Genomic DNA, 22,305 nt, shown 5'->3' on the forward strand with positions numbered 1-22,305 from the left:
TTGCAGCAAAGAACATATGCAGGATTACCTGAATGAATACCATTTTAGATACAATAGAAGGTCAAATATGGGGACAATCTTCGATGTGTTAATGAAAAAGATGGTGAAATTTGAATAAATATCAATAGATAACAAGGGTGCTCTAAGCGCCTATACCTACTCTAAAAATATATTCGGGAGGCTTAGGTTTTTTGGCCGGTTCTCATATGAGAAGCGCACACGACCTAAAACAAAACGTGATGGGAATTGGGATTTTATGGAAAAAAGGATATTACGACCAATTTAAAAAAGAAGACCTTTCAATGGGAGTTCAATTTCAAGAAAAGATATACCATTTCTTGGAAGAAACCAATATAAAATTCACCATCAAGATCAACAATGCCGATGTTTGGGTAACTGCTTATTACTTGAATCCAAAGACTTTTGGCACTGTTCCTATGTTTTTTCTTTCGACTGATTTGCCTGAAAATGATTATTTAGCAAAATCAACTACTTTCCGTTTGTACGATTCTGATCCGATTGCAAAAATTGCGCAAACTATGGTTTTAGGACTTGGTGGCTCAAAATTATTAGACGCTTTAGATTATGAACCAGATGTTTATCACTTGAATGAAGCACACGCTGTTTCTTGTGTTTTCCACTTATACAATAAATTTAAGAGCGTCGACGCTATCCGTGAAAAAATGGTTTTCACCACGCATACACCCAAAGAAGCCGGTAACGAAAAACACAACATTCATTTATTGAACTCTTTAAGCTTCTTTGATGGAATTCCCCTTGAAACAGTGAGAGAGATAACCGGAATTCAGGATGACACTTTTAATCACACGCTAGTTGGACTACGATTGAGTCGTATTGCAAATGGCGTTTCAAAATTACACGGCGAAGTTTCTCGTGACATGTGGAAAGACTATCCGGGAATTTGCCCGATTATTCACATTACAAATGCTCAAAACAAAAATTATTGGGTAGATGCCTGGCTGGAAGAAGCCTTTAAAAACAAAGATAGAGAAGCGTTGATCAAAAGAAAAACGAGATTAAAAACTAAACTTTTTGAGATTGTTGCGGATCAAACCGGAAAGCTATTCGACCCTAATATTATAACCATTGTTTGGGCACGACGATTTGCCGATTACAAACGCCCACATTTAATTACAAGAGATTACAATCGTTTCATTCAATTATTAGAAAATATAGACAGACCAGTTCAAATTATTTTTGCTGGAAAGCCTTATCCTGCAGATTATGGTGCGATTCACAACTTTGACAACCTGACTCACATTAGCAAAAACATCAAAAATATGGCTGTTCTTGCAGGACACGAATTAAAATTATCACGCCAATTAAAAAAAGGGGCAGATGTTTGGTTGAATAACCCGAGAGTTACCCGTGAAGCATCGGGAACTTCTGGAATGACTGCAGCTATGAATGGTGCCATCAATTTTTCGACTAATGACGGTTGGGTTCGTGAATTCAAAGATTTGAATAAAACTCAAAATTCTTTTGTTTTACCAATTATTGATCACAATTTACCTACTCACGTACAAGACGATTTAGATTTAGAAAATCTATACGAAATGCTTGAAAACGAAGTACTTCCATTGTATTACAATACTCCAAAAAAATGGTGGGATATGGTAGAAACTAGTATGAGTCAAGTTTCTCCGTTTTTTGAATCAGGAAGAATGGTTGATGAATATTACAAGAAATTGTATAAATAAACAGTAGTTTAAGCTGATATAATTCAGACCTGACAGATTAAATTAGCTGTCAGGTCTTTTTTTTTACTACAAACCTGCTTTCAGAACATCTAAATTTCCCATAATAATAGTTGGGTTTTGTTTGGGATCGAGCCAGCCTACCATCAATTTCATATATTCTTCCTCTATAGCCACACAACCCGAAGTGAAAGAGGATGGTTTCAAGGACAAATGAAAAAAGATAGCACTTCCTTTTCCTTTAATAACGGGATTTGTATTGTATTCTATCACTTGGCAGTATTTATAAACATCAGTATTCAATAACAGATTTTCATACGATTTTGCTTCGGTAGCACCAACTATGTGCTTATTGTAATCGGGAGAATTTACATCGTCAATCCATTTGTCATCTTGGGTGGTTTGCTGATTTTCAAGCAATGTATTCAGTTGTTTTTCATAAGAAAATAATTTTCCCAACTTAAAAATTCCTGTTGGCGATTTTCCATCGCCTTCGACTTTTTGATTGGGTAATGCAAAACCATTTTTACCAATTCCGGCTGCAATAGGTTCTTGTTTTACTTCCCAATTTATACCCTTTTTTTCCAATGCCACAAATACTGCATTAAAACTTTCGGGTTTGTAATTGTAAACCACAAGCAATTGACTAACGTTCTCCAGTTGAATTTGGTTTTTTCTTGCAATGAATAATGCCTCTTCAATGGCAGAAATCTTGGTTTGCGATTGCACTTTGAAAGGCGCAAAAACGATTATAAAAAAGAGCATTAATTGTGCTGAATGTTTCATATAAGTACGGTTTTAAAATCTTTTATAAAGAAACCCATTTAAAATTTCAAAATAAAAAATAAAAGTAAGATAAATAGATGGTTAATTTACTAGTTAGTCAACGAAAAGTCAAATAACACGTCGTTACTTTCTATTTATTAGGATTTCATTCGTAAATTCATTTTATTTGAGAAATATATCCCAAATCTACACCAATGACATCTTATTCCATCCACGAAATTAATGAAGTTTTAAAGGGTATCATTGTTGGAGATACAACTCTAAGAATAACTGCTCCAGAGCAGTTAGATCAAGCTACTGCATCGGAAATTTCTTTTATTGGCCACAAAAAATACGAAAAATTTTGGGAATCATCGAATGCGTGTGCCGCTGTTGTCAACGAAGATATTTCGATAGAACCCGGTGAAAACAAAGTTTTTATTAAGGTAAAAAATGCCGATTTAGCTATGTCTCAAATCTTAGCGTTATTTGCTCCTCCTACTCCATTATTTAACATTGATATTCATCCAAAATCTATAATTGATGAAACGGCTATTCTAGGGACAGGAAGCCGAATTGGTGCGGGAAGTTATATAGGTCCAAAAGTACAAATTGGAGAAAATGTTACCATTTATCCCAATGTAACTATCCTTGACGAATGTACTATTGGAAACAACACGATAATTTGGCCAGGAGCAGTGATTCGCGAACGTTGCCATATTGGAAGTGATTGTATTATCCATCCCAATGCTACTATCGGCGCAGACGGTTTTGGATTTCGTCCCGACCCGCAAAGAGGTTTAGTCAAAATTCCACAAATTGGTAATGTAATCATTGGAAACAATGTCGAAATTGGTGCTAATTCTTGCGTTGATAGAGGGAAATTTAGTTCTACAGTTTTAGGCGACGGGTGTAAAATTGACAATTTAGTGCAAATAGGTCACAATAGTAAATTAGGAAAATTCTGCATCATGGCAGGGAATTCTGGATTAGCAGGCTCGGTAACCTTAGGTAACGGAGTAATCATTGGCGGAAGCGCCTCGATAAAAGACCATACGACCATTGGCGATGGAGCCATTGTTGGAGCTGGATCGGGAGTTACGGGCGATATTCCAGCTGGAAAAACGATGTTGGGTTATCCTGCAGTTGAAGCTCGTGATGCCTTGAAACAATGGGCTATTTTGAAAAGATTAGTAAACGAAGGAAAATCAAAATAAAAAAAGTCGGGATGACTGGATTCGAACCAGCGACCCCTAGCACCCCATGCTAGTACGCTACCTGGCTGCGCTACATCCCGAGTGCTGCAAATTTATTTTTTTATAATGGGTTATCAAAATTTATATCAGATTTTTGATTTCAGATTTTTGAAAAATTATGCAAAGATTTACTTCGTCTGTTCGCTATGCTCGGATCACAGATTTTCATTTTTTTTTTTGCCGTTAGACTATGCGGTTATTCCCTCTTTAGGGGTTAGGGGGCTAATAGTTTTTTTTGTATTTTAGCCCAGTATTTTCTAAACCCAACCTAAAAATGGATTTAAACTTCAACAAAAACGAAGATCACAATAAACTCCTTCTGTCAGAACTCAAACTTAAATTTGCCAAAATCAAACTTGGAGGAGGCGAAAAACGAATCGAAAAATTACATTCCGAAGGAAAAATGACGGCTCGAGAACGGGTTGATTATTTACTCGACAAAGGAAAATCGATAGAAATTGGTGCTTTTGTTGGAGAAGGAATGTACAAAGAATATGGTGGTTGTCCTTCTGGTGGTGTTGTCGTGAAAATGGGACACATAAAAGGAAAACAATGTATTGTTGTTGCCAATGATGCCACTGTTAAAGCAGGTGCTTGGTTTCCAATTACAGCGAAGAAAAATTTAAGAGCGCAAGAAATCGCGATGGAAAATAGAATTCCAATAATCTACTTAGTCGATTCTGCTGGTGTATTTCTGCCTTTGCAAGACGAAATTTTCCCAGACAAAGAACACTTTGGACGCATATTCAGAAACAATGCATTGATGAGCAGTATGGGAATTACCCAAATTTCGGCAGTTATGGGAAGTTGTGTTGCTGGCGGTGCTTACCTTCCTATAATGAGTGACGAAGCTTTGATTGTTGACAAAACAGGCAGTATTTTCTTGGCCGGAAGTTATTTAGTTAAAGCTGCTATAGGTGAAAATATCGACAATGAAACCCTTGGTGGAGCAACAACACATTGCGAGATTTCTGGTGTTACAGATTACAAAGCCAAAGACGATAAAGACGCTTTAGATAAAATAAAAAATATTGTTGACAAAATTGGCGATTTCGATAAGGCAGGTTTTAGCCGTTTGAAGGCCGAAAAACCAGCACTGAACGAAAAAGAAATCTACGGAATTTTGCCAAAAGCTCGAAATGAACAATACGATATGATGGATATCATCAGTCGATTGGTCGACAACTCCGCGTTTGAAGCCTATAAGGACGGTTACGGACAAACTATCATCACCGGTTATGCGAGAATAGATGGCTGGGCGGTTGGAATTGTTGCCAATCAGCGGAAAGTTCTGAAAAGGGAAACGGGTGAAATGCAGTTTGGAGGTGTCATTTATTCTGATTCTGCAGACAAAGCCACTCGATTTATTGCCAATTGCAACCAAAAGAAAATACCATTGGTTTTCTTGCAAGACGTCACCGGATTTATGGTAGGTGCCAAATCGGAACATGGCGGAATTATAAAAGATGGTGCCAAAATGGTAAATGCAGTTTCTAATTCGGTGGTGCCAAAATTTACTGTAATAATAGGGAATTCCTATGGTGCGGGGAATTACGCCATGTGCGGAAAAGCGTATGACCCAAGATTGATAATAGCCTGGCCAAGTGCCGAACTCGCGGTTATGGGAGGAACTCAAGCCGCAAAAGTATTAGCGCAAATAGAAGCGTCTTCGCTAAAAGCAAAAGGAGAAATTGTCGACGAAGCTTTGGAAAAAGAATTATTCGACAAAATAAAAGCACGCTATGATGCACAAACCTCCCCTTATTATGCCGCATCTAGACTTTGGACCGATGCAATCATTGATCCTTTAGAAACTAGAACTTGGATATCGATGGGTATCGAAGCAGCCAACCACTCTCCTATCGAAAAGAAATTCAATTTGGGTGTGATTCAAGTTTAAAAACACTCCTTATAATTTAAATGTGTTTTATTGCTTTCTTAGTTTAAAATCAGTAACTTAGTGCAACATTTTAAACTTAATTACTATGAACAATGTAAAACATTTGAATAAATGGGCCAATGCGCACACTTATTTCTCAGTAGATTTAGTTCGGATGGCACTTGGCGTTATTTTGTTTTTAAAAGGAATCTCTTTTATTACAAATACCCAATACTTAGCGGATTTATTGTCACCGATTGAACGTATTGGTGGCGGAATGATTTTATTGCATTATGTGGCTTCAGCCCACATTTTGGGAGGTATTTTGATTTTCTTTGGTTTACTTACAAGATGGGCAATAATTGTACAATTGCCTATATTAATTGGTGCTATTATCATCAATTTTATGGGACAAATGCACACCCAAAATTTATTGTTTTCTCTTATAACTCTTGGATTCTGTATTGCATTTATAGTTTACGGTAGCGGAAAACATTCTGCCGATTACTATTTCAAAATGCAAGAATAATTCACAAAAAAGAGAGGGCTGCTGCCCTCTCTTTCCTTCTATTTTTATAAATTTTACAAAGACGAAATGCTATCCTTTCGCCTAATTTTCCCCGTCGCAGTTTCTTGAAACTTAGGAATAAAAACAATTTCTTTGGGGATCTCGAATTTATTCAAAACATTGAATACAGCATCTTCGATAACCATTGGCGCTCCCTCAACATAAAGCACGGCTCTTTCACCTAAGTCCGCATCGGCTTTACCAAAGACAAAATAACGTCGAGGAATTAGTGTAGAAAGCTTTTCTTCAATATGCTCTGGCATTAATTTTATCCCACCGCTATTTATAATATTGTCATATCTACCTTCCCAAATGAATTGAGTATCCGAAATCAACTTTACAACATCATTCGTAACTATGGCGTTTTTATTTATTTTTTTGGCTTTTACGACTAAACAATTCCGATCATCCACAGAAACAGTTACACTAGGTAAGGTTGTAAATGCAACTGCACCTACTTTCTTTGCAGCGATGTGCGTAATAGTTTCCGTCATACCGTAGGTCTCATAAACCTCTATCGGCAATTTCACCAACGCGTCTTCCAAAGGTTTATGAATTCTTACCCCTCCAATGATCAATTTCTTAATCCTTTTTTGCTTTAACTTTTTCAATGAGTTTTTTGCCTGAAGAGGTACCATTGCGCAAAAATCGAAATCTTCATCAATTTTATCTAATGGATTAGAATTCGGCTCCACAAATTTCATGTCTAGTCCCAGAATAAAAGAACGAACCCACATCATTTTTCCCGCAACGAAATTGGTTGGCAAACAATGTAGCATGGTATCTCCAGGCTCTAAACCAAAGAAATCCCCTGTTGCCAATGCAGAATCAAGCATGGCTTGTTTTTCAATTCGAATAATTTTTGGTGTACCTGTAGTCCCAGATGTACTCAATTCGATATAGGATTTTTCATCAAACCAATCCAACAAGAAAGTGCCAATATGCTGCTCGAAAGGCTTTCCTTCTTTAATAAAACAATAGGCTACATAGAACATTTCTTCTCTAGAAATGTGAATCCCATTCAATTTAAAACGGTTGTGAATATTTTTATAGGTTATCTGATGCATTGTGTTGTGTTGTATTTGTAGTTTGTAAAATGAGAGGCTGGATTTTACCAAAAAGTTTTGCTTTCCAATCCGTCCAATTGTATCTCTTTGCAAATATAAATAAGATTATCGGATACACAATTACAATTGAAACTATCATTTCATTTAATATATCAGCTGGATTCTCGACTCCTGAATATCTGAAAAGGGCATCAGTGTGAATCGCTGAATAATCTGAAGTTATCAATAGAGCTGCCATCAAATTATTACCAAAATGAAATCCCAAAGCCAACTCCAAACTTTCATCCATCAAAGTCATGATACCCAATAAAAAACCCGTTCCTATATAAAAAAACATCACTCCAAAACCCATTTTAGCCACCTCAGGATTCGCGCTATGAAACAATCCAAATACAACCGATGTTACAATCAATGGAAACCATCTATTTCGTGCCATTATGCCAATTTGTTGCATTAAATACCCTCTGAATAAATATTCTTCGAGACCAATTTGAAAAGGAAAAAGCAACAAACTGATAATAAATAACACGAAAAATTTTAAAGGATTAAAATTCCAAACAATATTCGAATTATCGACAAAATACGAAACAACAAAAACCCCAATGGTAGACAGCACAACCAATGCAAAGGAAAAGAAAAACCGAGAATAATCTATTTTAGTCCTTGATGTTGTAAGCGAAAGAATATCCCTATGATGCAAATTTCGGACAAACAAAAGCAACAAACCCAACAAAAAAACAAAGGGCATCAAATTGATAAAAAGCGAGACGTTATTGGGGATTTCTCCCATCGACTTGTATATCGCATCGATCTCTTCTTTAGACATCATAAAATAAGCAATAAAATTACCTATAAAAATTCCTGCCGTGCAGACAGTAGTTATTACAACTCGCCACCACGAATTTATTCCCTTATAAGCTTGTTCGATAAACATATTTTAAATGGATTGAATTAAAATCACCTTAACTTTTCTATTGGAATACCGAAATTAACTTAATTTTCTGTTTTTATGCTTTACTTTGCCGAAAAATTAAAAACATTGTTTATGATTCAAATTTATCACAATTCCCGTTGCACAAAATCCCGAGAATGTCTCGCTTTTCTTGAAGATTCTGGAAAAGAATATGAAGTGATTAAATACTTGGAAGATGTTCCTAGTTTTGACGAACTTAAGTCAATCATCGAAAAATTAGAGATAAACCCAATTGAATTAGTACGCCAAAAAGAGAAAATTTGGATTGAAAACTTTAAAAACACCACAATGTCGGACGAAGCAATCATTCAAGCAATGATTGAGAATCCAATTTTAATAGAAAGACCAATTGTAATTAATGGAAATAAAGCTGTAATTGCTAGACCTCTAGAAAAAACTAACTCCATTTTATAGTAGTATTAAAGATTAACAAACCTTTGTGATTTGTTCCTTAAACCAAAAACTACTTTTGCATTCTAACTGTAAAAAAAAGACACCTTTTGATGAGAAACCTTAAATCTATTTGCGCTTTACTATTGATATTTACTACGATAAATCATTTTGCACAACAAAAACCTCCAGTCCCAAAAATAAAAATCACTGGAAAAGTAATCGAAAAAGTGAGCAAACAGCCACTCGAATACGCTACAATTAAAATTACTAATGAAACTTCAACCAAATCTATCGGTGGAGGAATTACAAATCCAAAAGGAGAATTTAGTGTTGATGTTATTCCTGGTACTTATGATATTAAAATAGAATTTATATCGTTTAAACCCATAGTAATCAAAGACCGTAAACTTCTTGAAAAGACTAATTTAGGTCAAATTGCACTCGAAGAGGATGCAACCCAACTCAATGAGGTGCAAGTTCGAGCCGAAAAAACCACGGTCGAAATAAAATTGGATAAAAAAGTATATAGTGTTGGAAATGATTTAATGGTCAAAGGAGGAACGGTAAGTGACGTGCTGAATAATATTCCATCTGTATCCGTCGATGCTGAAGGAGCCATAAGCTTAAGAGGCAACGAGAGCGTAACTATTTTTATAGACGGAAAACCTTCAAACGCCGTCAATATTAACGAAGCCTTGCGATTAATTTCTGCGGATGCTATCGATAAAGTCGAAGTAATTACCAATCCATCAGCGCGATATGATGCTGAAGGTGGCGCTGGAATTTTGAATATCATTCTAAAAAAAGGAAAAAATCAAGGATTCAATGGGACTTTTATTGGCGCATTAGGTACCCCAAAAAACAATAGCCTAGGCGGAACTTTAAATTACAAAAAAGAAAAATACAATTTATTCACCAATCAAGGATATGCTGATAGATTAGCCTTGGGGAATGCGCTAAACGAAACTACATATCTGAACCCAAAACCAAACTCTCCTAGTTTAATCAAAGAAACAAGAGATGGAGAGAATAAAAGCAAAAGCTACAACGGAAACCTCGGCATTGAATTGTTTTTAAACAACTCGACTACTTGGACCAATTCTATCAATTACAGAAACAGTAACGAAACAAATTTAGAGGACGTATATTACGACAATCAATATGCCGACCCCTCTAATAACGACAATAGAACTCGAGTTAGCAATGGAGAAAATAGAGAAGAAGATTTCGAATTCAAATCCAATCTTCAAAAAAAGTTCAAAAAAGACGGCCACAAATTAGATGTTGATGTTCAAATTTCTAATAACAACGAAAAAGAACTGGCCGATATCGTGGACAGTCAAAACGGGAACGATTTTACGGAAAACAAACAAAAAAATACGCGTCAATTGTATCAATTGGATTATGTGCTACCTTTTAGTAAAGGGAGCCAGTTCGAAGCAGGATACCGCGGTAGTTTCGTCAATAACTTAACCGATGTCACTGTTTTTAATAATGGTTCTATTAATACTGACTTTACCAACAAATTAGAATATATCGAAAACGTAAATGCTTTCTACACCCAATATGGACTAAAAGTAAACAAATTTTCTTACCTCTTTGGCCTTCGTTGGGAAGACACGAATGTGGATGTGAATCAATTTACCACTAGTGATTTTAACAAAAAAAGATACAATAACTTCTTTCCATCGGCTTTTGTCACCTATGAAATTTCAGAAGAAAGTAGTTTGTCGTTGAGTTATAGCCGACGAATCTCACGACCAAGAGGAAGATTTATCAATCCCTTTAGCAATTATTCGAGTAACATCAACATCTTTCAAGGGAATCCTGATTTAGATCCCGCAATGACCAACGCTATCGATTTTGGATTCTTAAAAAAATGGGGGAAATTTTTGCTAAGCACCTCGCTGTACAATAACCGAACTACCGATGCTTTCCTTTTTGTTCGAATAAACTCGGGAACAGAAGTCAACGGAGTGCCAGTCATTATCTCAACTCCCATCAATGTAGCCACCGAAAACCGACTTGGATTTGAGTTCAACCTCAATTACTCACCCTATAAATGGTGGAAATTGAATAGTAATTTCAATTTTTTCAACATAGAAACCAATGGAGACTACACCTACACCGATTTTAATAATGTTGAAATCACACAAAATTTCGATCAAAAAACAACTTCTTGGACAGCTAGATTAAATTCAAAAGTGACTTTGCCTGCTAAAATCGATTGGCAAACGAATATGAATTACTTTGGAGATCAGAAAACGGCACAGGGTAAATTTATAGGCATTTTCGCAATGAATTTAGGATTTAGTAAAGATGTTTTAAAGGATAAAGCAACGGTCGCATTCAATGTTAGCGATGTTTTTAATACCAGAAAAATGAAAATGGAAGTTCTAATCCCGGGCGTTATCGATGCTTATTCTGAAAGACAGAGAAATGTGCGGCAATTTACCCTTTCGTTTACCTATCGATTGAACAAATCGAAAAACGAAAGAGAAAAACAACCACGACGCGAAATGGAAGAAGGTGGTGGTGATATGCCAGGATAAGAAGCAAAAACAATAGTTATTGCATTTACATCTTAGCAATTTAAGAAAGACCTATGAAAATTATACTTCATAGGTCTTTTTTTATAATCTCCTTTTTGAATGCATAAAATATTCATCCGAAGTACTATCTTAGCTTTAAATTAAATCAAAAATCTACCAAATTATAGTTATGACAAACATACTAGTTTTAGGAGCAGGAATGGTTGGCAGCACAATGGCTGCCGATTTATCAAAAAAACACAAGCTAACCATCGCAGATAAAAACATTGAACGATTAGAATATATCAAAGGAAAACATCCGAGTATTTCCATTGTTCACCTTGATGTAAGCGACAGAGAAAAGCTCAAATCTGCACTTTCAACTTTCGATTTTGTAGTTTGTGCCGTTCCTGGATTTTTGGGTTTCCAAACCATTAAAACCATTATTGAAGCAGGTAAAAATGTCGTGGACATCTCTTTTTTTCCAGAGAATGCGCTCGAATTAGACGCCTTGGCAAAATCAAATGGAGTCACAGCCATAGTTGATTGTGGCGTAGCTCCCGGAATGCACAATATCATTTTGGGCTATTATAATGAAAAATTGAAGTTGACTGACTTCGAAACCTTGGTTGGTGGTTTGCCAAAGGTCAAAAAATGGCCGTTCAATTACAAAGCCCCTTTTTCTCCTAGTGATGTAATCGAAGAATATACACGTCCGGCTCGGTATGTCGAAAACGGAAATATCATCATTCGAGACGCTCTAACCGACTGTGAATTAATTGAATTTGACCAAGTGGGAACCTTAGAATCCTTCAACTCTGACGGATTACGTTCGATATTGTTTACGATGCCTCATATCAAGAATATGAAGGAAAAAACATTGCGATACCCTGGTCACGTCGAATATGTGAAAGTCTTAAAAGACAGTGGGTTCTTTAGCGAAAAGAAAATAACAATAAACGGAACCGAAATTTCGCCGCTTGATTTCACTAGCAAAATCCTTTTCAACGAATGGAAATTAGGCGAAACTGAACAAGAACTCACAGTAATGCGCGTCTCAATGAAAGGCGAAAATAAAAATGGAGAAATCGAAGAAGTGGTTTATAACTTATACGATGAATACTGTCCTGAAACGCAAACTTCGTCGATGGCGAGAACCACAGGATATACTGCAACGGCTGTTGCGAACCTATTTTTAGAAGGATTATTTACGGAAAAAGGAATTTTTCCTCCAGAATTAATTGGCAAACACGAACCTTGTTTTGACTACATTTTGAACTATTTAGCAGCGCGAAATGTTCACTATGTAAAAACGACGACCGTACAAAAATCATAAGTTATAATTCTTTTCAATATCTTTGAAACCTAATTTACACCTAATGAAAAACTCACAAATCCTTGTTCTATTCCTAATCGGAGCAGTGCTTACAGTTATTGGTGCTTTATTCAAAATTACGAACGAGCGAAAAGATTGGACAACTTTCTTTCTTATCATCGGGATGACCTTTGAGGCCGTAGCCGCTGTTTTATTGGTTATTAAATTATTTAAGAAAAACAAATCCGACTCATTTTTGGATAGCTAATTGTATTTCAATGAACATCAAGCTTATCGCCATTGGCAAAACCGATAATAAAAATTTACAGTCCTTGATTGACGAGTATCAAAAACGATTGTCGTTTTACATTAAGTTCGATTTAGAGATAATTCCGGACATCAAGAATGTAAAAAACTTGTCGGAAAGCCAGCAAAAAGAAAAAGAAGGCGAATTGATTTTAGCCAAAATCAGCCCTACAGACCAATTGATTTTATTGGACGAAAACGGAAAAACTTTTTCTAGTGTAAAATTTTCAGAAGAATTGCAGAAGAAAATGAATTCAGGAGTAAAAACTTTGGTATTTGTTATTGGCGGCCCTTATGGATTTTCGGAAACGGTTTATGCCAAAGCACAAGGGAAAATCTCTCTTTCGCTAATGACATTTTCCCACCAAATGGTGCGTTTGTTTTTTATTGAACAATTGTATCGTGGTTTTACGATTTTAAAGAATGAACCGTATCATCACCAGTAAAAAAAGTGGACAGTAGGCAGTTTTTAGTAATCAGAGATTTGTCAGTACCCATTTTGTCATTCCGTAGGAATCTCATAAGAGAATTCCATTTTCATAATTAGTAGATAAATTCTTCTTTATTTTGAATTTTTATACTTTGAATGAAAATTTCATTCTGAATATAACTTCCATAACTCATATTTTCATCAAACCCGAATCTAATAATATTGGTCTTATCTTTAAAACTATTTAAAAAATGTTTTAATTCTTCTCGATTACCTGGGGTTCCATCTACAAAAATTTGATTTTTTTTAGAAAAAAACACGATAAAACTAGACAACGGCTTCCCCATTTTATAATTCACTTTCGTAAAAGGCAGAAACGCCATATTCTTCCCTATACTATCCGCATACGAATAATAATTTTCGGCAGCTTCGTTTTTGTGAGCTGAATTTCGCTTTTTTTCTTGCAATTTTATCACTTCAGGAATTACTAATCGCAAGGGCAATCGCTTGTCTATATTAAAAATCTCGTTGGTGGAACTAATCGCATTGTTCCGATTGACTTCCGCCAAAGTGTCTTTGCCTTGGGTATTAAAGAAAATGTAAATCGGTGAATGGTCTTTCACATCCGAAACTACTGTTGTGTTTGATTTTGGCAACAAAACATCTTTCTTTTCACCACAAGAAAACAAGATTAAAAGAACAACAAGCGAAAAATATTTCATTATTGATTGTTAATTTTATTATACAAACTCACACATTCCACCGCTTCTTTTACATCGTGCACACGTAGAATTTTAGCACCTTTCGTCAAGGCAATCGAATTCAAAACTGTGGTTCCATTCAAAGCCTCATCGGCAGTAGAATTTAAGGTTTTATAAATCATTGATTTTCTCGAAAATCCAGCCAACAAAGGCAATTCCAAGATTTCGAACAGTTCCATTTTTTGTAAAACTTCATAATTTTGATCCAAAGTTTTGGCAAAACCAAAGCCCGGATCGATGATCAAATCGTTGATTCCGAAACTTCTCGCATTAGCCACTTTTTCAGAAAAATAGAAAAGAATTTCTTTGACAATATCCTCATAACTCGTCATCTTTTGCATCGTTTCGGGAGTGCCTCGCATATGCATCATTATATAAGGAACATTGTATTGTGCAATCGTTTCTAGCATTTTGTCATCTAAATTTCCAGCAGAAATATCATTAATTATTGCCGCACCATTCTCTATACAAATTTTGGCGACTTCGCTTCTAAACGTATCTACAGAAAGTAAGGCCTCAGGATAATATTCCAAAATAAGATTAATAATAGGAATGATCCTTTGCAGCTCCTCTTCTTCCGAAACATATTCGGCACTCGGTTTACTAGAATAGGCACCAACATCGATGAATGTAGCTCCCTCATTGAGCATCTTTCCGACTTTAGTCAGCATTTCACTGTTGCTTTTATACATCCCACCATCATAAAACGAGTTAGGAGTCACATTCAAAATTCCCATAACTTTGGGAGTTGTCAAATCGATAAGTTGTCCTTTGCAGTTTATAGTCATCGTAAATAAATTTCGTTAATCATCTTACTTAAAACAAAATAATTATCCTTATTTTTGTGACAAATATACACCAATAAATGAACATTACTTCACATCAATACGATAGCGTAATTGCAATTTGTCGCTCGCTATTTAACAATAAAATGAAAGATTATGGTAGCGCTTGGCGTATTTTGAGATTACCTTCGCTAACCGACCAGATCTTTATCAAAGCACAAAGAATAAGAAGTTTACAAGAAAACGAAGTCCGAAAAATAGACGAAGACGAAACTGGCGAATTCATCGGAATTATCAATTATTCTATTATGGCGTTGATTCAATTGGAATTAGGCGTGGTTGATCAGCCCGATTTGAATGTCGAAGAAGCTACTCAATTATATGATGAAAAAGTAAAATTGACCAAAGATTTAATGGAAGCCAAAAACCACGATTACGGTGAAGCTTGGCGCGAAATGCGAGTAAGTTCTTTGACCGATTTGATTCTTCAAAAATTACTTCGCGTGAAACAAATCGAAGACAATAAAGGAAAAACTTTGGTTTCAGAAGGGATTGATGCGAATTACCAGGATATGATAAATTATGCTGTTTTCGCGTTGATATTAATGAAAAAATAAATTTAAATCTTTTTCAAAGTCTCTACTTTGCAAAAGAAATTTTTTAATAAAAAAAGCAATGAAATCATTCATCACCCAATTCTCAAGACTTTTTGTCGGGATTTTATTCATTATTTCAGGATTAATAAAACTCAACGATCCGTTAGGTTTTTCGTATAAATTAGACGAATATTTTAGCGAGCCTGTTTTTAATATGCCGTTTTTTGTGCAGTTCACATTGGCAATAGCCTTGTTTTTGGTTATTTTAGAAGTAGTTTTAGGCGTAATGTTGCTCATTGGTTACAAAACAAAATGGACAATTTGGAGTCTGTTGCTTTTGGTAGTTTTGTTCTCATTTCTGACTTTTTACTCTGCTTATTTTGATGTAGTAAAAGACTGTGGATGCTTTGGCGATGCACTGCATTTGACTCCTTGGCAATCTTTTTCGAAAGATCTTATTCTGTTGTTTTTTATTCTAATTTTATTTTACAATCAAAAATACATTAAGCCCCTATTTTCGAAAAATATTCAAAATCTTTTGGTACTCACAAGCATTGCTTTAAGTGCTATTATGGGATATTGGGTTATCAATCATTTGCCTTTGAAAGATTTCAGACCTTATCAAGTGGGAACAAACATCCGAAAATCAATGGAAATTCCCGACAGCGCTCCTAAAAGTGTTATTGAAATGATTTTCATCTATAAAGTGAATGGAGTTGACAAAGAGTTTACCGAAAAAGATTTGATGAATCTACCAGCAGGAGCTGAATTTGTTGATAGAAAAGATAAAATTATTGTGCAAGGTTACGTCCCTCCAATTCACGATTTCAAATTAACGTTAGACGGAGAAGATCAAACCGAATCGGTATTATCGAAAGAGAAATCGCTCTTGATTGTGGCTTACGATCTAGAAAAAGCAAATGTTTCGGGCTTGCAAAAAATCAATGAATTGCATAAAAAAGCAACCGCCAAAGGATATTACGTAGCCATTTTGACTGGCTCGACAACAGATGTGATTTCGAATGTGAAAAAACAATACAATTTCAATTTTAATTGCTTATTTTGCGATGCTACAGCATTAAAAACTGTCGAAAGAGCGAATCCAAGTTTTGTTGTTCTAAATTATGGAACCGTGACACAAAAAGTGCATTATAATGACATTGAAGATTTAAAATTATAACTTATAATTCCATATTTATTTATGAGCACTAGAAGAGAAAGAAAGAAAAAGAAATTGCTATTGTTTTTTATCAGTTGCATTGTATTTGGAATTGGGTACTATATTCTAAATGTTGTGTCAAAGATTTATGAAGTCCCTTTAGGCTTAACTTTTCACGTTGTTTTCGGATGCACCTTAATGGCAATATCTGGAATTTATATAGGCTATACTACCAAGCAATTGTTATTTCCAAAGAAAAGAAAAAGAACCAAAAGAGTCTATTTAGACGAGAACTCCGATGAGAATTCTAAGTAAATAGCAGCCATCCTTTATCCTTATATACAACATTTGAGTACGAAATCGAAATAGTACAAATCCCTGAAATAATGCATTTTAGTCTTCGCTTTTTTGTTTTAAAAATGTAACTTTGGGAAAAATTTTTAAGATGAAAAAAATACTTCTCTTCTTTATTGCAGTAGCAAGTTTTTCTTGTTCGCAGGCGCAAAAAAATTCTTTTTCCAAAGAAGCGTTATCAGAAACTTTGTTGGCCAATGATGGAAAACAAGTTGCTTTTAAAAACATTCTAAAAAGCCATAAAGGCAAGCCACTTGTCATCGAAGTTTGGGCGTCTTGGTGTGGAGATTGCATAAAAGCAATGCCAAAAATCAAAGAGTTACAAGCCAACAATCCGCAAGTAGATTATGTATTCATTTCAATGGACAAAACTGCCGACAAATGGAAAGAAGGAATCGCAAAACACGGAATTGTCGGAGATCATTATATGGCAAACGATCAAATGAAAGGTGTTTTCGGAAAAGCAATTGACTTAGATTGGATTCCGAGATATATTATCCTTGATAAAACCGGGAAAATTGTAATTTACAGAGCTATTGAAACTGATTTTGATAAAATAAATGACGAATTAAGTAAATTGTAAAACGATAGTTATAATTAACCATAGCCAACGGTTTCAACCGTTGGATAAAAAATAAAAAAATTAGAAACATTATTATCAAATAAATAACACAATTAAAATGAGAAAGAAGATTGTTGCAGGAAACTGGAAAATGCATAAAAATGCAACTCAAACCGTAGAATTATTAAACGAATTAAAAACTCAAGTATCAACTGAAAATACAGCTCAAGTAATTGTAGCTCCAACTTTTGTCAATTTGGCTTTGGCAACTAGCCTTTTGGATTCAACTCCAATCCAAGTGTCTGCACAAAATATGCATCAAGCAGAAAGTGGCGCTTACACTGGCGAAATCGCTGCCGATATGCTAAAAAGCGTTGGTGTAAATACCGTAATCCTTGGACATTCAGAACGTAGAGCTATTTTTCACGAAACCGATGCCTTGATTGCTAGCAAAGTAGACACGGCTTTACAACACGATATGACTGTTATTTTTTGCTTTGGCGAAGAATTAAAAGACCGTCAATCGAAAACTCATTTCAATATTGTTGAAAACCAATTGAAAGATGGTTTGTTTCACCTTCAAGCTAAAGATTGGAAAAAAATTGTTTTGGCTTATGAACCTGTTTGGGCTATTGGAACTGGAGAAACTGCTAGTCCAGAACAAGCACAAGAAATGCACGAATTCATCAGAGAAACGGTTCGCAAAGCTTTTGGAAGCGATATAGCCGAAGATGTTTCAATTCTATATGGTGGAAGTGTAAAACCAGACAATGCCAAAGAAATTTTCTCTAAACCAGATGTTGATGGAGGTCTAATTGGTGGGGCAGCACTAAATGCTAAAGATTTCTTAGCAATTGTAAACGCTATCTAAAAAATAAAATTTATTTTTTGTAAATATCCTCGATTATGAAAATAGTCGGGGATTTTTTTGTGGAATTATAGCTAACATTCCTCTAATTGACATTAGAATTACGTATATTTGAGAAACTCCAGGTATTTCAAAAAAGTTTATCAAGTAAAGCGATGTTGACCAATAAGAATTCTTTTTCTACTTCTGAAAAAATCACGCTGGTACATAGCGGTGAAGACTATTTTTCCCGTTTGGAAAGCCTTATTTTCAAAGCGCAAACTGAAATCCATATTCAAACCTATATTTTTGATTATGATACTACAGGCAAAAAAATAATTGCGGCTTTACAAAAAGCGGCTTCTCGAAAGGTAAAAATCAACATTCTCATTGATGGTTTTGGCTCCTTGTCCTTTCCAACAGAGATCATAAACGAACTCAAAAACGAAGGAATTGACATTAGAATCTTCTCCCCTTTTTTCTCTTTGAATTCTTTGTACATTGGCAGAAGATTACACCAAAAAATAGTCGTTGTCGATGCTAAAACGGCATTAATTGGAGGTATCAATATCGCCGACAAATACCACGGAACAGAGAAAACAGCACCTTGGCTCGACTATGCGGTAGAAATCAATGATGAAAATATAGCAGAATCGTTACAGAAATTGTGTAGAGATATCTATTTCAAGAATAGAATTATCCGAAGAAAAAAAATCATTTCAAATTATGAAAACGGACAAGTAAATAGTATTTCTGTGCTTCAAAATGACTGGCTAAAAAGAAAAAATGAAATTTTCAAAACCTACATCAACAAAATCAATACTGCCGAAAAAGAAATTGTAATTGTCAGTAGTTATTTTCTTCCGGGCAAAAAATTGATTAACACACTGAAAAATGCCTCACAAAACAATGTATCCATAAAGTTGATACTTTCCGGAATATCGGATGTTCCAATGGCTAGACGAGCCAGTTGTCATTTGTACTCAAAACTTTTACGTTACAATATTGAATTATACGAATGGAAAAAATCAGTTTTGCACGGAAAATCAGCAGTGATTGACAGCAATTGGACAACCATTGGCTCTTTCAACCTCAATAATTTGAGCTCGTATGCCAGCATCGAAATGAATGTAGCCATCGATTCGGCGGAATTTGCAACCGATTATTTGGTTCATCTCCATGAAATTATCGCGCAATGTGAAAGAATTACTCCCGAAACTCTAAAATTAACCTTTGGTTTGACTTCAAAATTTAACAATTGGGTTTCGTATTGGACAGCAAGAACTATCGAAATAATGGTAACTTACCTTCCACATAAAAGATTTAGGAAATTGTATTAGAAACATCTACGTCTGCTTTTTGCAAACGGCATTTAATGCACTAAAATTGTTCAAATATAACACATACAAAACAACTCAAAATCAACAGATTATTCGTAAATTTACTATGTCCGTTTGCTGTATTAGGAGAAGTGTTCATTTTTTTATAAAAATGCAACCAAAAGATGAAAACTATTTTCAAAATAATCGATTCATTTAAGAGTTTCCTTCTTGAAATTGGAGAACTTTCTCAATTTGCTGGTCGTTTCTTTACAGAAGTTTTCAAACGTCCTTTCGAATTTAAAGAATTTCTCCGCCAATGTTATAATATGGGAAACCGTTCGCTCCTATTGGTTGCCGTAACAGGATTTATCATCGGGTTGGTTTTTACTCTACAATCACGCCCCACCTTACAGGAATTCGGAGCCGTTTCCTGGATGCCGTCAATGGTAGGCATTTCGATTATTCGAGAAATTGGCCCTATAATCACCGCATTAATTTGTGCCGGCCGCATTGGTTCTGGAATTGGCGCCGAATTAGGTTCGATGCGAGTAACGGAACAAATTGACGCCATGGAAGTTTCGGGCACAAATCCCTTTAAATACTTGGTGGTAACTCGAATTTTGGCCACTACACTAATGCTGCCAATTTTGGTGTTTTTTGGAGATTGTATTGCTATTTACGGCTCTTATTTGGTTGAAAACATTAAAGGAAATGTTTCTTTTTTGCTATACTTCAATCAAGTGTTCAATAATTTAGAATTTGGCGATTTGATTCCAGCCACGATTAAATCGTTCTTTTTTGGTTTTGCTATAGGTTTAGTAGGATGTTTCAAAGGATATAATTGCAAAAAAGGCACTGCTGGTGTTGGGCTTGCAGCGAATTCTGCTGTGGTTTTTACCTCAATGTTGCTTTTTATCATCGATTTTATTGCCGTTTTTGTAACCGATATTTTTTATGATTTATAATTATGAAAACACTTTCAAATACTAGAGAAGCCATAATTGAAATCAAAGACTTACGAAAAAGCTACGGCGACAATCACGTTTTAGACGGTTTCAATATGCAATTGGTCGAAGGCGAAAATCTGGTTATAATGGGAAAATCAGGTTCAGGCAAATCAGTAATGATAAAATGTTTGATAGGTCTCGAAGAACCCGATAGTGGCTCCATAGTCGTAATGGGTAAAAATATTGGATCACTTGAACGAGAAGAATTAGACGAATTGCGCACCGAAGTGGGTTTTCTCTTCCAAGGAAGTGCGCTTTATGATTCTATGACCGTTCGTGAAAATCTAGAATTTCCGCTCCGCCGTCATACCAAAAAATTTGGAGTAATAGAGGACACGACGCCATTGGTGATGGAAGCCTTAGAAAATGTGGGTTTAGGAAAAACAATCGATTTGATGCCTGAAGAACTTTCAGGCGGAATGAAGCGACGAATTGCACTTGCTAGGACTTTAATTTTGCAACCTAAGATTATTCTGTACGACGAACCTACCACAGGATTAGATCCCATAACCGCGAAAGAAATCATTTTGTTGATGCAATCCATCCAAAAAAAATACAACACCTCAGCCCTAATTATCACCCACGATGTAGATTGCGCTAGAGCGATAGCTAATCGGATGATTTTATTAGTAGATGGGATAAATTATGCCGAAGGTACTTTTGACGAATTACACACGTCAAATGACCCTAAAATACAAGCTTTCTTTAAATAAATTTAAAATGGAAAAAACAGCTTCACAAAAAATTAGCCTTGGCCTGTTTGTTATCATTGGATTATTGATTTTTATATTGGCCGTCTATTTCATTGGCAACAAGAAAAATATGTTTGGCGATACCAATCATCTTGAAACCGTATTTAATAATGTAAATGGCTTACAATTGGGCAATAACGTCCGATATTCAGGAATTAGTGTCGGAACTGTTCGGGGAATCGAAATGATCAACGATACGACAATCCGTGTCGATATGATTATTGACAAATCTGTTTTTTTCTACATCAAAAAAGATGCAATTGCTACCATTGGCTCTGACGGATTGGTTGGGAATATGATTATAAACATTATTCCAGGAAAAGGCAATCAACCTTCGGTGACATCAGGTGACGAGATTCGTTCCTACAATCGCATTCGAACTGAAGATATGTTAAGCACCCTGAATGTAACCAATCAGAACGCAGCTGCCCTTACTGCTAATTTGCTAAAAATCACCAACGAAATTATTAAAGGCAAAGGAACAATCGGAACGCTGCTGAACGACACCAGCGTTTCTAAAGACCTTGCAGAAACAATACTAAACTTAAAATTAACCACTAAAAGTGCTTCAGAATCAGTAACAAAAATAGATCAACTTATAGTTTCACTTGATAATAAAAATAATGTTTTAGGAGTGGTAAAAGATACCGCTGTTGCCAGCGATTTAAAAAAGACTATTGCCAACTTACGAAAGTCATCAACTGAAATTAACAAAGTAGTTGCAAACCTAAACGCCACAATTCTCAATATAAAGGAAGGAAAAGGCGCTATCAATTACCTTACAAACGACCCTGGACTAGTAAACAAAATTGATTCTACGATGACTAACATCAATGCTGCCAGCATCAAACTAAACGAAGATTTGGAAGCGATGCAACATAGTTTTCTGCTTCGTGGCTATTTCAAAAAACAGGACAAAGAAAAAGCTAAAGCAGCAGAAAATAAAAAGTAATATTCTA

The 22,305-nt window shown here is 35.4% G+C and carries 23 protein-coding genes, 1 tRNA gene and 1 pseudogene; 19 read left to right on the plus strand and 6 right to left on the minus strand.

What is annotated here, in order from left to right:
* Positions 1 to 118, plus strand: a pseudogene (locus ACIQ1E_RS01875) (IS1595 family transposase); the annotation flags it as partial.
* A 49-nt stretch (positions 119 to 167) separates the two neighbouring features.
* Positions 168 to 1,721, plus strand: coding sequence for an alpha-glucan family phosphorylase (gene glgP, locus ACIQ1E_RS01880; RefSeq protein WP_396168307.1), 1,554 nt, complete (start codon positions 168 to 170; stop codon positions 1,719 to 1,721).
* Between the two features lie 66 nt (positions 1,722 to 1,787).
* Here glgP and ACIQ1E_RS01885 read toward each other — a convergent pair whose 3' ends face one another.
* The gene (locus ACIQ1E_RS01885) at positions 1,788 to 2,504 is read right to left on the minus strand and encodes a L,D-transpeptidase (protein ID WP_396168194.1); all 717 of its coding nucleotides are present in this window, start codon (positions 2,502 to 2,504) and stop codon (positions 1,788 to 1,790) included.
* A gap of 194 nt (positions 2,505 to 2,698) precedes the next feature.
* On the opposite strand from ACIQ1E_RS01885, the gene lpxD reads away from it, so the two are divergent.
* On the plus strand, positions 2,699 to 3,700 hold the full coding sequence (lpxD, locus tag ACIQ1E_RS01890) for a UDP-3-O-(3-hydroxymyristoyl)glucosamine N-acyltransferase (RefSeq protein WP_396168196.1): 1,002 nt from the start codon (positions 2,699 to 2,701) through the stop codon (positions 3,698 to 3,700).
* A gap of 6 nt (positions 3,701 to 3,706) precedes the next feature.
* On the opposite strand, the gene ACIQ1E_RS01895 is transcribed toward lpxD, so the two are convergent.
* Positions 3,707 to 3,780 (minus strand) — tRNA-Pro (locus ACIQ1E_RS01895).
* Between the two features lie 233 nt (positions 3,781 to 4,013).
* Between ACIQ1E_RS01895 and ACIQ1E_RS01900 the strand changes: the two genes are divergently transcribed.
* Together ACIQ1E_RS01900 and ACIQ1E_RS01905 are read left to right on the plus strand one after the other, a co-directional pair.
* Complete coding sequence (locus tag ACIQ1E_RS01900; RefSeq protein WP_396168197.1) at positions 4,014 to 5,639, plus strand: acyl-CoA carboxylase subunit beta; 1,626 nt, start codon at positions 4,014 to 4,016, stop codon at positions 5,637 to 5,639.
* Between the two features lie 85 nt (positions 5,640 to 5,724).
* A complete protein-coding gene (locus tag ACIQ1E_RS01905; protein WP_396168199.1) occupies positions 5,725 to 6,147 on the plus strand; it encodes a DoxX family protein in 423 nt (140 codons plus the stop codon).
* A 53-nt stretch (positions 6,148 to 6,200) separates the two neighbouring features.
* Here ACIQ1E_RS01905 and ACIQ1E_RS01910 read toward each other — a convergent pair whose 3' ends face one another.
* On the minus strand, positions 6,201 to 7,253 hold the full coding sequence (locus ACIQ1E_RS01910) for an AMP-binding protein (protein WP_396168200.1): 1,053 nt from the start codon (positions 7,251 to 7,253) through the stop codon (positions 6,201 to 6,203).
* Entirely contained in the window at positions 7,234 to 8,187 is a 954-nt protein-coding gene (locus ACIQ1E_RS01915) for a lysostaphin resistance A-like protein (RefSeq protein ID WP_396168201.1), read from the minus strand. Before ACIQ1E_RS01915 ends, ACIQ1E_RS01910 begins: the two co-directional genes overlap by 20 nt.
* Positions 8,188 to 8,298: 111 nt before the next feature.
* On the opposite strand from ACIQ1E_RS01915, the gene arsC reads away from it, so the two are divergent.
* The 5 genes from arsC to rlmH all read left to right on the plus strand — a co-directional run bounded on the left by arsC (position 8,299) and on the right by rlmH (position 13,217).
* Positions 8,299 to 8,640 carry an arsenate reductase (glutaredoxin) gene (arsC, locus tag ACIQ1E_RS01920; RefSeq protein WP_396168203.1) on the plus strand — a complete coding sequence of 114 codons (342 nt, stop codon included), beginning with the start codon at positions 8,299 to 8,301 and terminating at the stop codon, positions 8,638 to 8,640.
* 89 nt (positions 8,641 to 8,729) lie between these two features.
* Positions 8,730 to 11,171: a TonB-dependent receptor domain-containing protein gene (locus tag ACIQ1E_RS01925; protein WP_396168205.1), complete on the plus strand. Its 2,442-nt coding sequence runs from the start codon at positions 8,730 to 8,732 to the stop codon at positions 11,169 to 11,171.
* 169 nt (positions 11,172 to 11,340) lie between these two features.
* Positions 11,341 to 12,486, plus strand: a complete 1,146-nt coding sequence (locus tag ACIQ1E_RS01930) for a saccharopine dehydrogenase family protein (protein WP_396168207.1) — start codon at positions 11,341 to 11,343, stop codon at positions 12,484 to 12,486.
* Between the two features lie 43 nt (positions 12,487 to 12,529).
* Positions 12,530 to 12,733 (plus strand): hypothetical protein, encoded by a 204-nt coding sequence (locus ACIQ1E_RS01935; protein WP_396168209.1) that lies wholly within the window; start codon positions 12,530 to 12,532, stop codon positions 12,731 to 12,733.
* Positions 12,734 to 12,743: 10 nt separating this feature from the next.
* Positions 12,744 to 13,217, plus strand: a complete 474-nt coding sequence (rlmH, locus tag ACIQ1E_RS01940; protein WP_396168210.1) for a 23S rRNA (pseudouridine(1915)-N(3))-methyltransferase RlmH — start codon at positions 12,744 to 12,746, stop codon at positions 13,215 to 13,217.
* Positions 13,218 to 13,314: 97 nt separating this feature from the next.
* On the opposite strand, the gene ACIQ1E_RS01945 is transcribed toward rlmH, so the two are convergent.
* Both ACIQ1E_RS01945 and folP read right to left on the minus strand, forming a co-directional pair.
* Positions 13,315 to 13,923, minus strand: coding sequence for a hypothetical protein (locus tag ACIQ1E_RS01945; RefSeq protein WP_396168211.1), 609 nt, complete (start codon positions 13,921 to 13,923; stop codon positions 13,315 to 13,317).
* The gene (gene folP / locus ACIQ1E_RS01950; protein WP_396168213.1) at positions 13,923 to 14,750 is read right to left on the minus strand and encodes a dihydropteroate synthase; all 828 of its coding nucleotides are present in this window, start codon (positions 14,748 to 14,750) and stop codon (positions 13,923 to 13,925) included. Before folP ends, ACIQ1E_RS01945 begins: the two co-directional genes overlap by 1 nt.
* A gap of 77 nt (positions 14,751 to 14,827) precedes the next feature.
* Here folP and ACIQ1E_RS01955 point away from each other — a divergent pair, with 77 nt between their 5' ends.
* The 9 genes from ACIQ1E_RS01955 (at position 14,828) to ACIQ1E_RS01995 (ending at position 22,298) form a co-directional block, all read left to right on the plus strand.
* Positions 14,828 to 15,364, plus strand: coding sequence for a DUF1599 domain-containing protein (locus ACIQ1E_RS01955; protein WP_396168215.1), 537 nt, complete (start codon positions 14,828 to 14,830; stop codon positions 15,362 to 15,364).
* A 58-nt stretch (positions 15,365 to 15,422) separates the two neighbouring features.
* Positions 15,423 to 16,523, plus strand: coding sequence for a BT_3928 family protein (locus ACIQ1E_RS01960; protein ID WP_396168216.1), 1,101 nt, complete (start codon positions 15,423 to 15,425; stop codon positions 16,521 to 16,523).
* Positions 16,524 to 16,544: 21 nt separating this feature from the next.
* Positions 16,545 to 16,817 carry a hypothetical protein gene (locus ACIQ1E_RS01965; RefSeq protein WP_396168217.1) on the plus strand — a complete coding sequence of 91 codons (273 nt, stop codon included), beginning with the start codon at positions 16,545 to 16,547 and terminating at the stop codon, positions 16,815 to 16,817.
* A 130-nt stretch (positions 16,818 to 16,947) separates the two neighbouring features.
* Entirely contained in the window at positions 16,948 to 17,439 is a 492-nt protein-coding gene (locus tag ACIQ1E_RS01970) for a TlpA family protein disulfide reductase (protein WP_396168218.1), read from the plus strand.
* Positions 17,440 to 17,536: 97 nt separating this feature from the next.
* Entirely contained in the window at positions 17,537 to 18,289 is a 753-nt protein-coding gene (gene tpiA, locus ACIQ1E_RS01975; protein WP_396168219.1) for a triose-phosphate isomerase, read from the plus strand.
* Between the two features lie 86 nt (positions 18,290 to 18,375).
* Positions 18,376 to 19,605, plus strand: coding sequence for a phosphatidylserine/phosphatidylglycerophosphate/cardiolipin synthase family protein (locus ACIQ1E_RS01980; protein WP_396168221.1), 1,230 nt, complete (start codon positions 18,376 to 18,378; stop codon positions 19,603 to 19,605).
* 164 nt (positions 19,606 to 19,769) lie between these two features.
* On the plus strand, positions 19,770 to 20,552 hold the full coding sequence (locus tag ACIQ1E_RS01985) for an MlaE family ABC transporter permease (protein ID WP_396168222.1): 783 nt from the start codon (positions 19,770 to 19,772) through the stop codon (positions 20,550 to 20,552).
* A gap of 2 nt (positions 20,553 to 20,554) precedes the next feature.
* Positions 20,555 to 21,307: an ABC transporter ATP-binding protein gene (locus tag ACIQ1E_RS01990; protein WP_396168224.1), complete on the plus strand. Its 753-nt coding sequence runs from the start codon at positions 20,555 to 20,557 to the stop codon at positions 21,305 to 21,307.
* Positions 21,308 to 21,314: 7 nt separating this feature from the next.
* Positions 21,315 to 22,298: an MlaD family protein gene (locus ACIQ1E_RS01995; protein WP_396168226.1), complete on the plus strand. Its 984-nt coding sequence runs from the start codon at positions 21,315 to 21,317 to the stop codon at positions 22,296 to 22,298.
* Positions 22,299 to 22,305: the final 7 nt, after the last annotated feature.

Origin of the sequence: Flavobacterium sp. (genome assembly GCF_044348915.1) — a bacterium.
Lineage (GTDB): Bacteria > Bacteroidota > Bacteroidia > Flavobacteriales > Flavobacteriaceae > Flavobacterium.

What these genes read in the sequence shown, in the direction of transcription:
- ACIQ1E_RS01965 (WP_396168217.1), top strand. Translation starts at nt 16,545, where the DNA reads ATGAGCACTAGAAGAGAAAGAAAGAAAAAGAAATTGCTATTGTTTTTT.
- lpxD (WP_396168196.1), top strand. Translation starts at nt 2,699, where the DNA reads ATGACATCTTATTCCATCCACGAAATTAATGAAGTTTTAAAGGGTATC.
- ACIQ1E_RS01985 (WP_396168222.1), top strand. Translation starts at nt 19,770, where the DNA reads ATGAAAACTATTTTCAAAATAATCGATTCATTTAAGAGTTTCCTTCTT.
- ACIQ1E_RS01910 (WP_396168200.1), bottom strand. Translation starts at nt 7,253, where the DNA reads ATGCATCAGATAACCTATAAAAATATTCACAACCGTTTTAAATTGAAT.
- ACIQ1E_RS01925 (WP_396168205.1), top strand. Translation starts at nt 8,730, where the DNA reads ATGAGAAACCTTAAATCTATTTGCGCTTTACTATTGATATTTACTACG.
- ACIQ1E_RS01935 (WP_396168209.1), top strand. Translation starts at nt 12,530, where the DNA reads ATGAAAAACTCACAAATCCTTGTTCTATTCCTAATCGGAGCAGTGCTT.
- ACIQ1E_RS01970 (WP_396168218.1), top strand. Translation starts at nt 16,948, where the DNA reads ATGAAAAAAATACTTCTCTTCTTTATTGCAGTAGCAAGTTTTTCTTGT.
- ACIQ1E_RS01930 (WP_396168207.1), top strand. Translation starts at nt 11,341, where the DNA reads ATGACAAACATACTAGTTTTAGGAGCAGGAATGGTTGGCAGCACAATG.
- ACIQ1E_RS01945 (WP_396168211.1), bottom strand. Translation starts at nt 13,923, where the DNA reads ATGAAATATTTTTCGCTTGTTGTTCTTTTAATCTTGTTTTCTTGTGGT.
- ACIQ1E_RS01995 (WP_396168226.1), top strand. Translation starts at nt 21,315, where the DNA reads ATGGAAAAAACAGCTTCACAAAAAATTAGCCTTGGCCTGTTTGTTATC.
- tpiA (WP_396168219.1), top strand. Translation starts at nt 17,537, where the DNA reads ATGAGAAAGAAGATTGTTGCAGGAAACTGGAAAATGCATAAAAATGCA.
- ACIQ1E_RS01960 (WP_396168216.1), top strand. Translation starts at nt 15,423, where the DNA reads ATGAAATCATTCATCACCCAATTCTCAAGACTTTTTGTCGGGATTTTA.
- folP (WP_396168213.1), bottom strand. Translation starts at nt 14,750, where the DNA reads ATGACTATAAACTGCAAAGGACAACTTATCGATTTGACAACTCCCAAA.
- ACIQ1E_RS01900 (WP_396168197.1), top strand. Translation starts at nt 4,014, where the DNA reads ATGGATTTAAACTTCAACAAAAACGAAGATCACAATAAACTCCTTCTG.
- ACIQ1E_RS01990 (WP_396168224.1), top strand. Translation starts at nt 20,555, where the DNA reads ATGAAAACACTTTCAAATACTAGAGAAGCCATAATTGAAATCAAAGAC.
- ACIQ1E_RS01885 (WP_396168194.1), bottom strand. Translation starts at nt 2,504, where the DNA reads ATGAAACATTCAGCACAATTAATGCTCTTTTTTATAATCGTTTTTGCG.
- arsC (WP_396168203.1), top strand. Translation starts at nt 8,299, where the DNA reads ATGATTCAAATTTATCACAATTCCCGTTGCACAAAATCCCGAGAATGT.
- ACIQ1E_RS01955 (WP_396168215.1), top strand. Translation starts at nt 14,828, where the DNA reads ATGAACATTACTTCACATCAATACGATAGCGTAATTGCAATTTGTCGC.
- ACIQ1E_RS01915 (WP_396168201.1), bottom strand. Translation starts at nt 8,187, where the DNA reads ATGTTTATCGAACAAGCTTATAAGGGAATAAATTCGTGGTGGCGAGTT.
- rlmH (WP_396168210.1), top strand. Translation starts at nt 12,744, where the DNA reads ATGAACATCAAGCTTATCGCCATTGGCAAAACCGATAATAAAAATTTA.
- ACIQ1E_RS01905 (WP_396168199.1), top strand. Translation starts at nt 5,725, where the DNA reads ATGAACAATGTAAAACATTTGAATAAATGGGCCAATGCGCACACTTAT.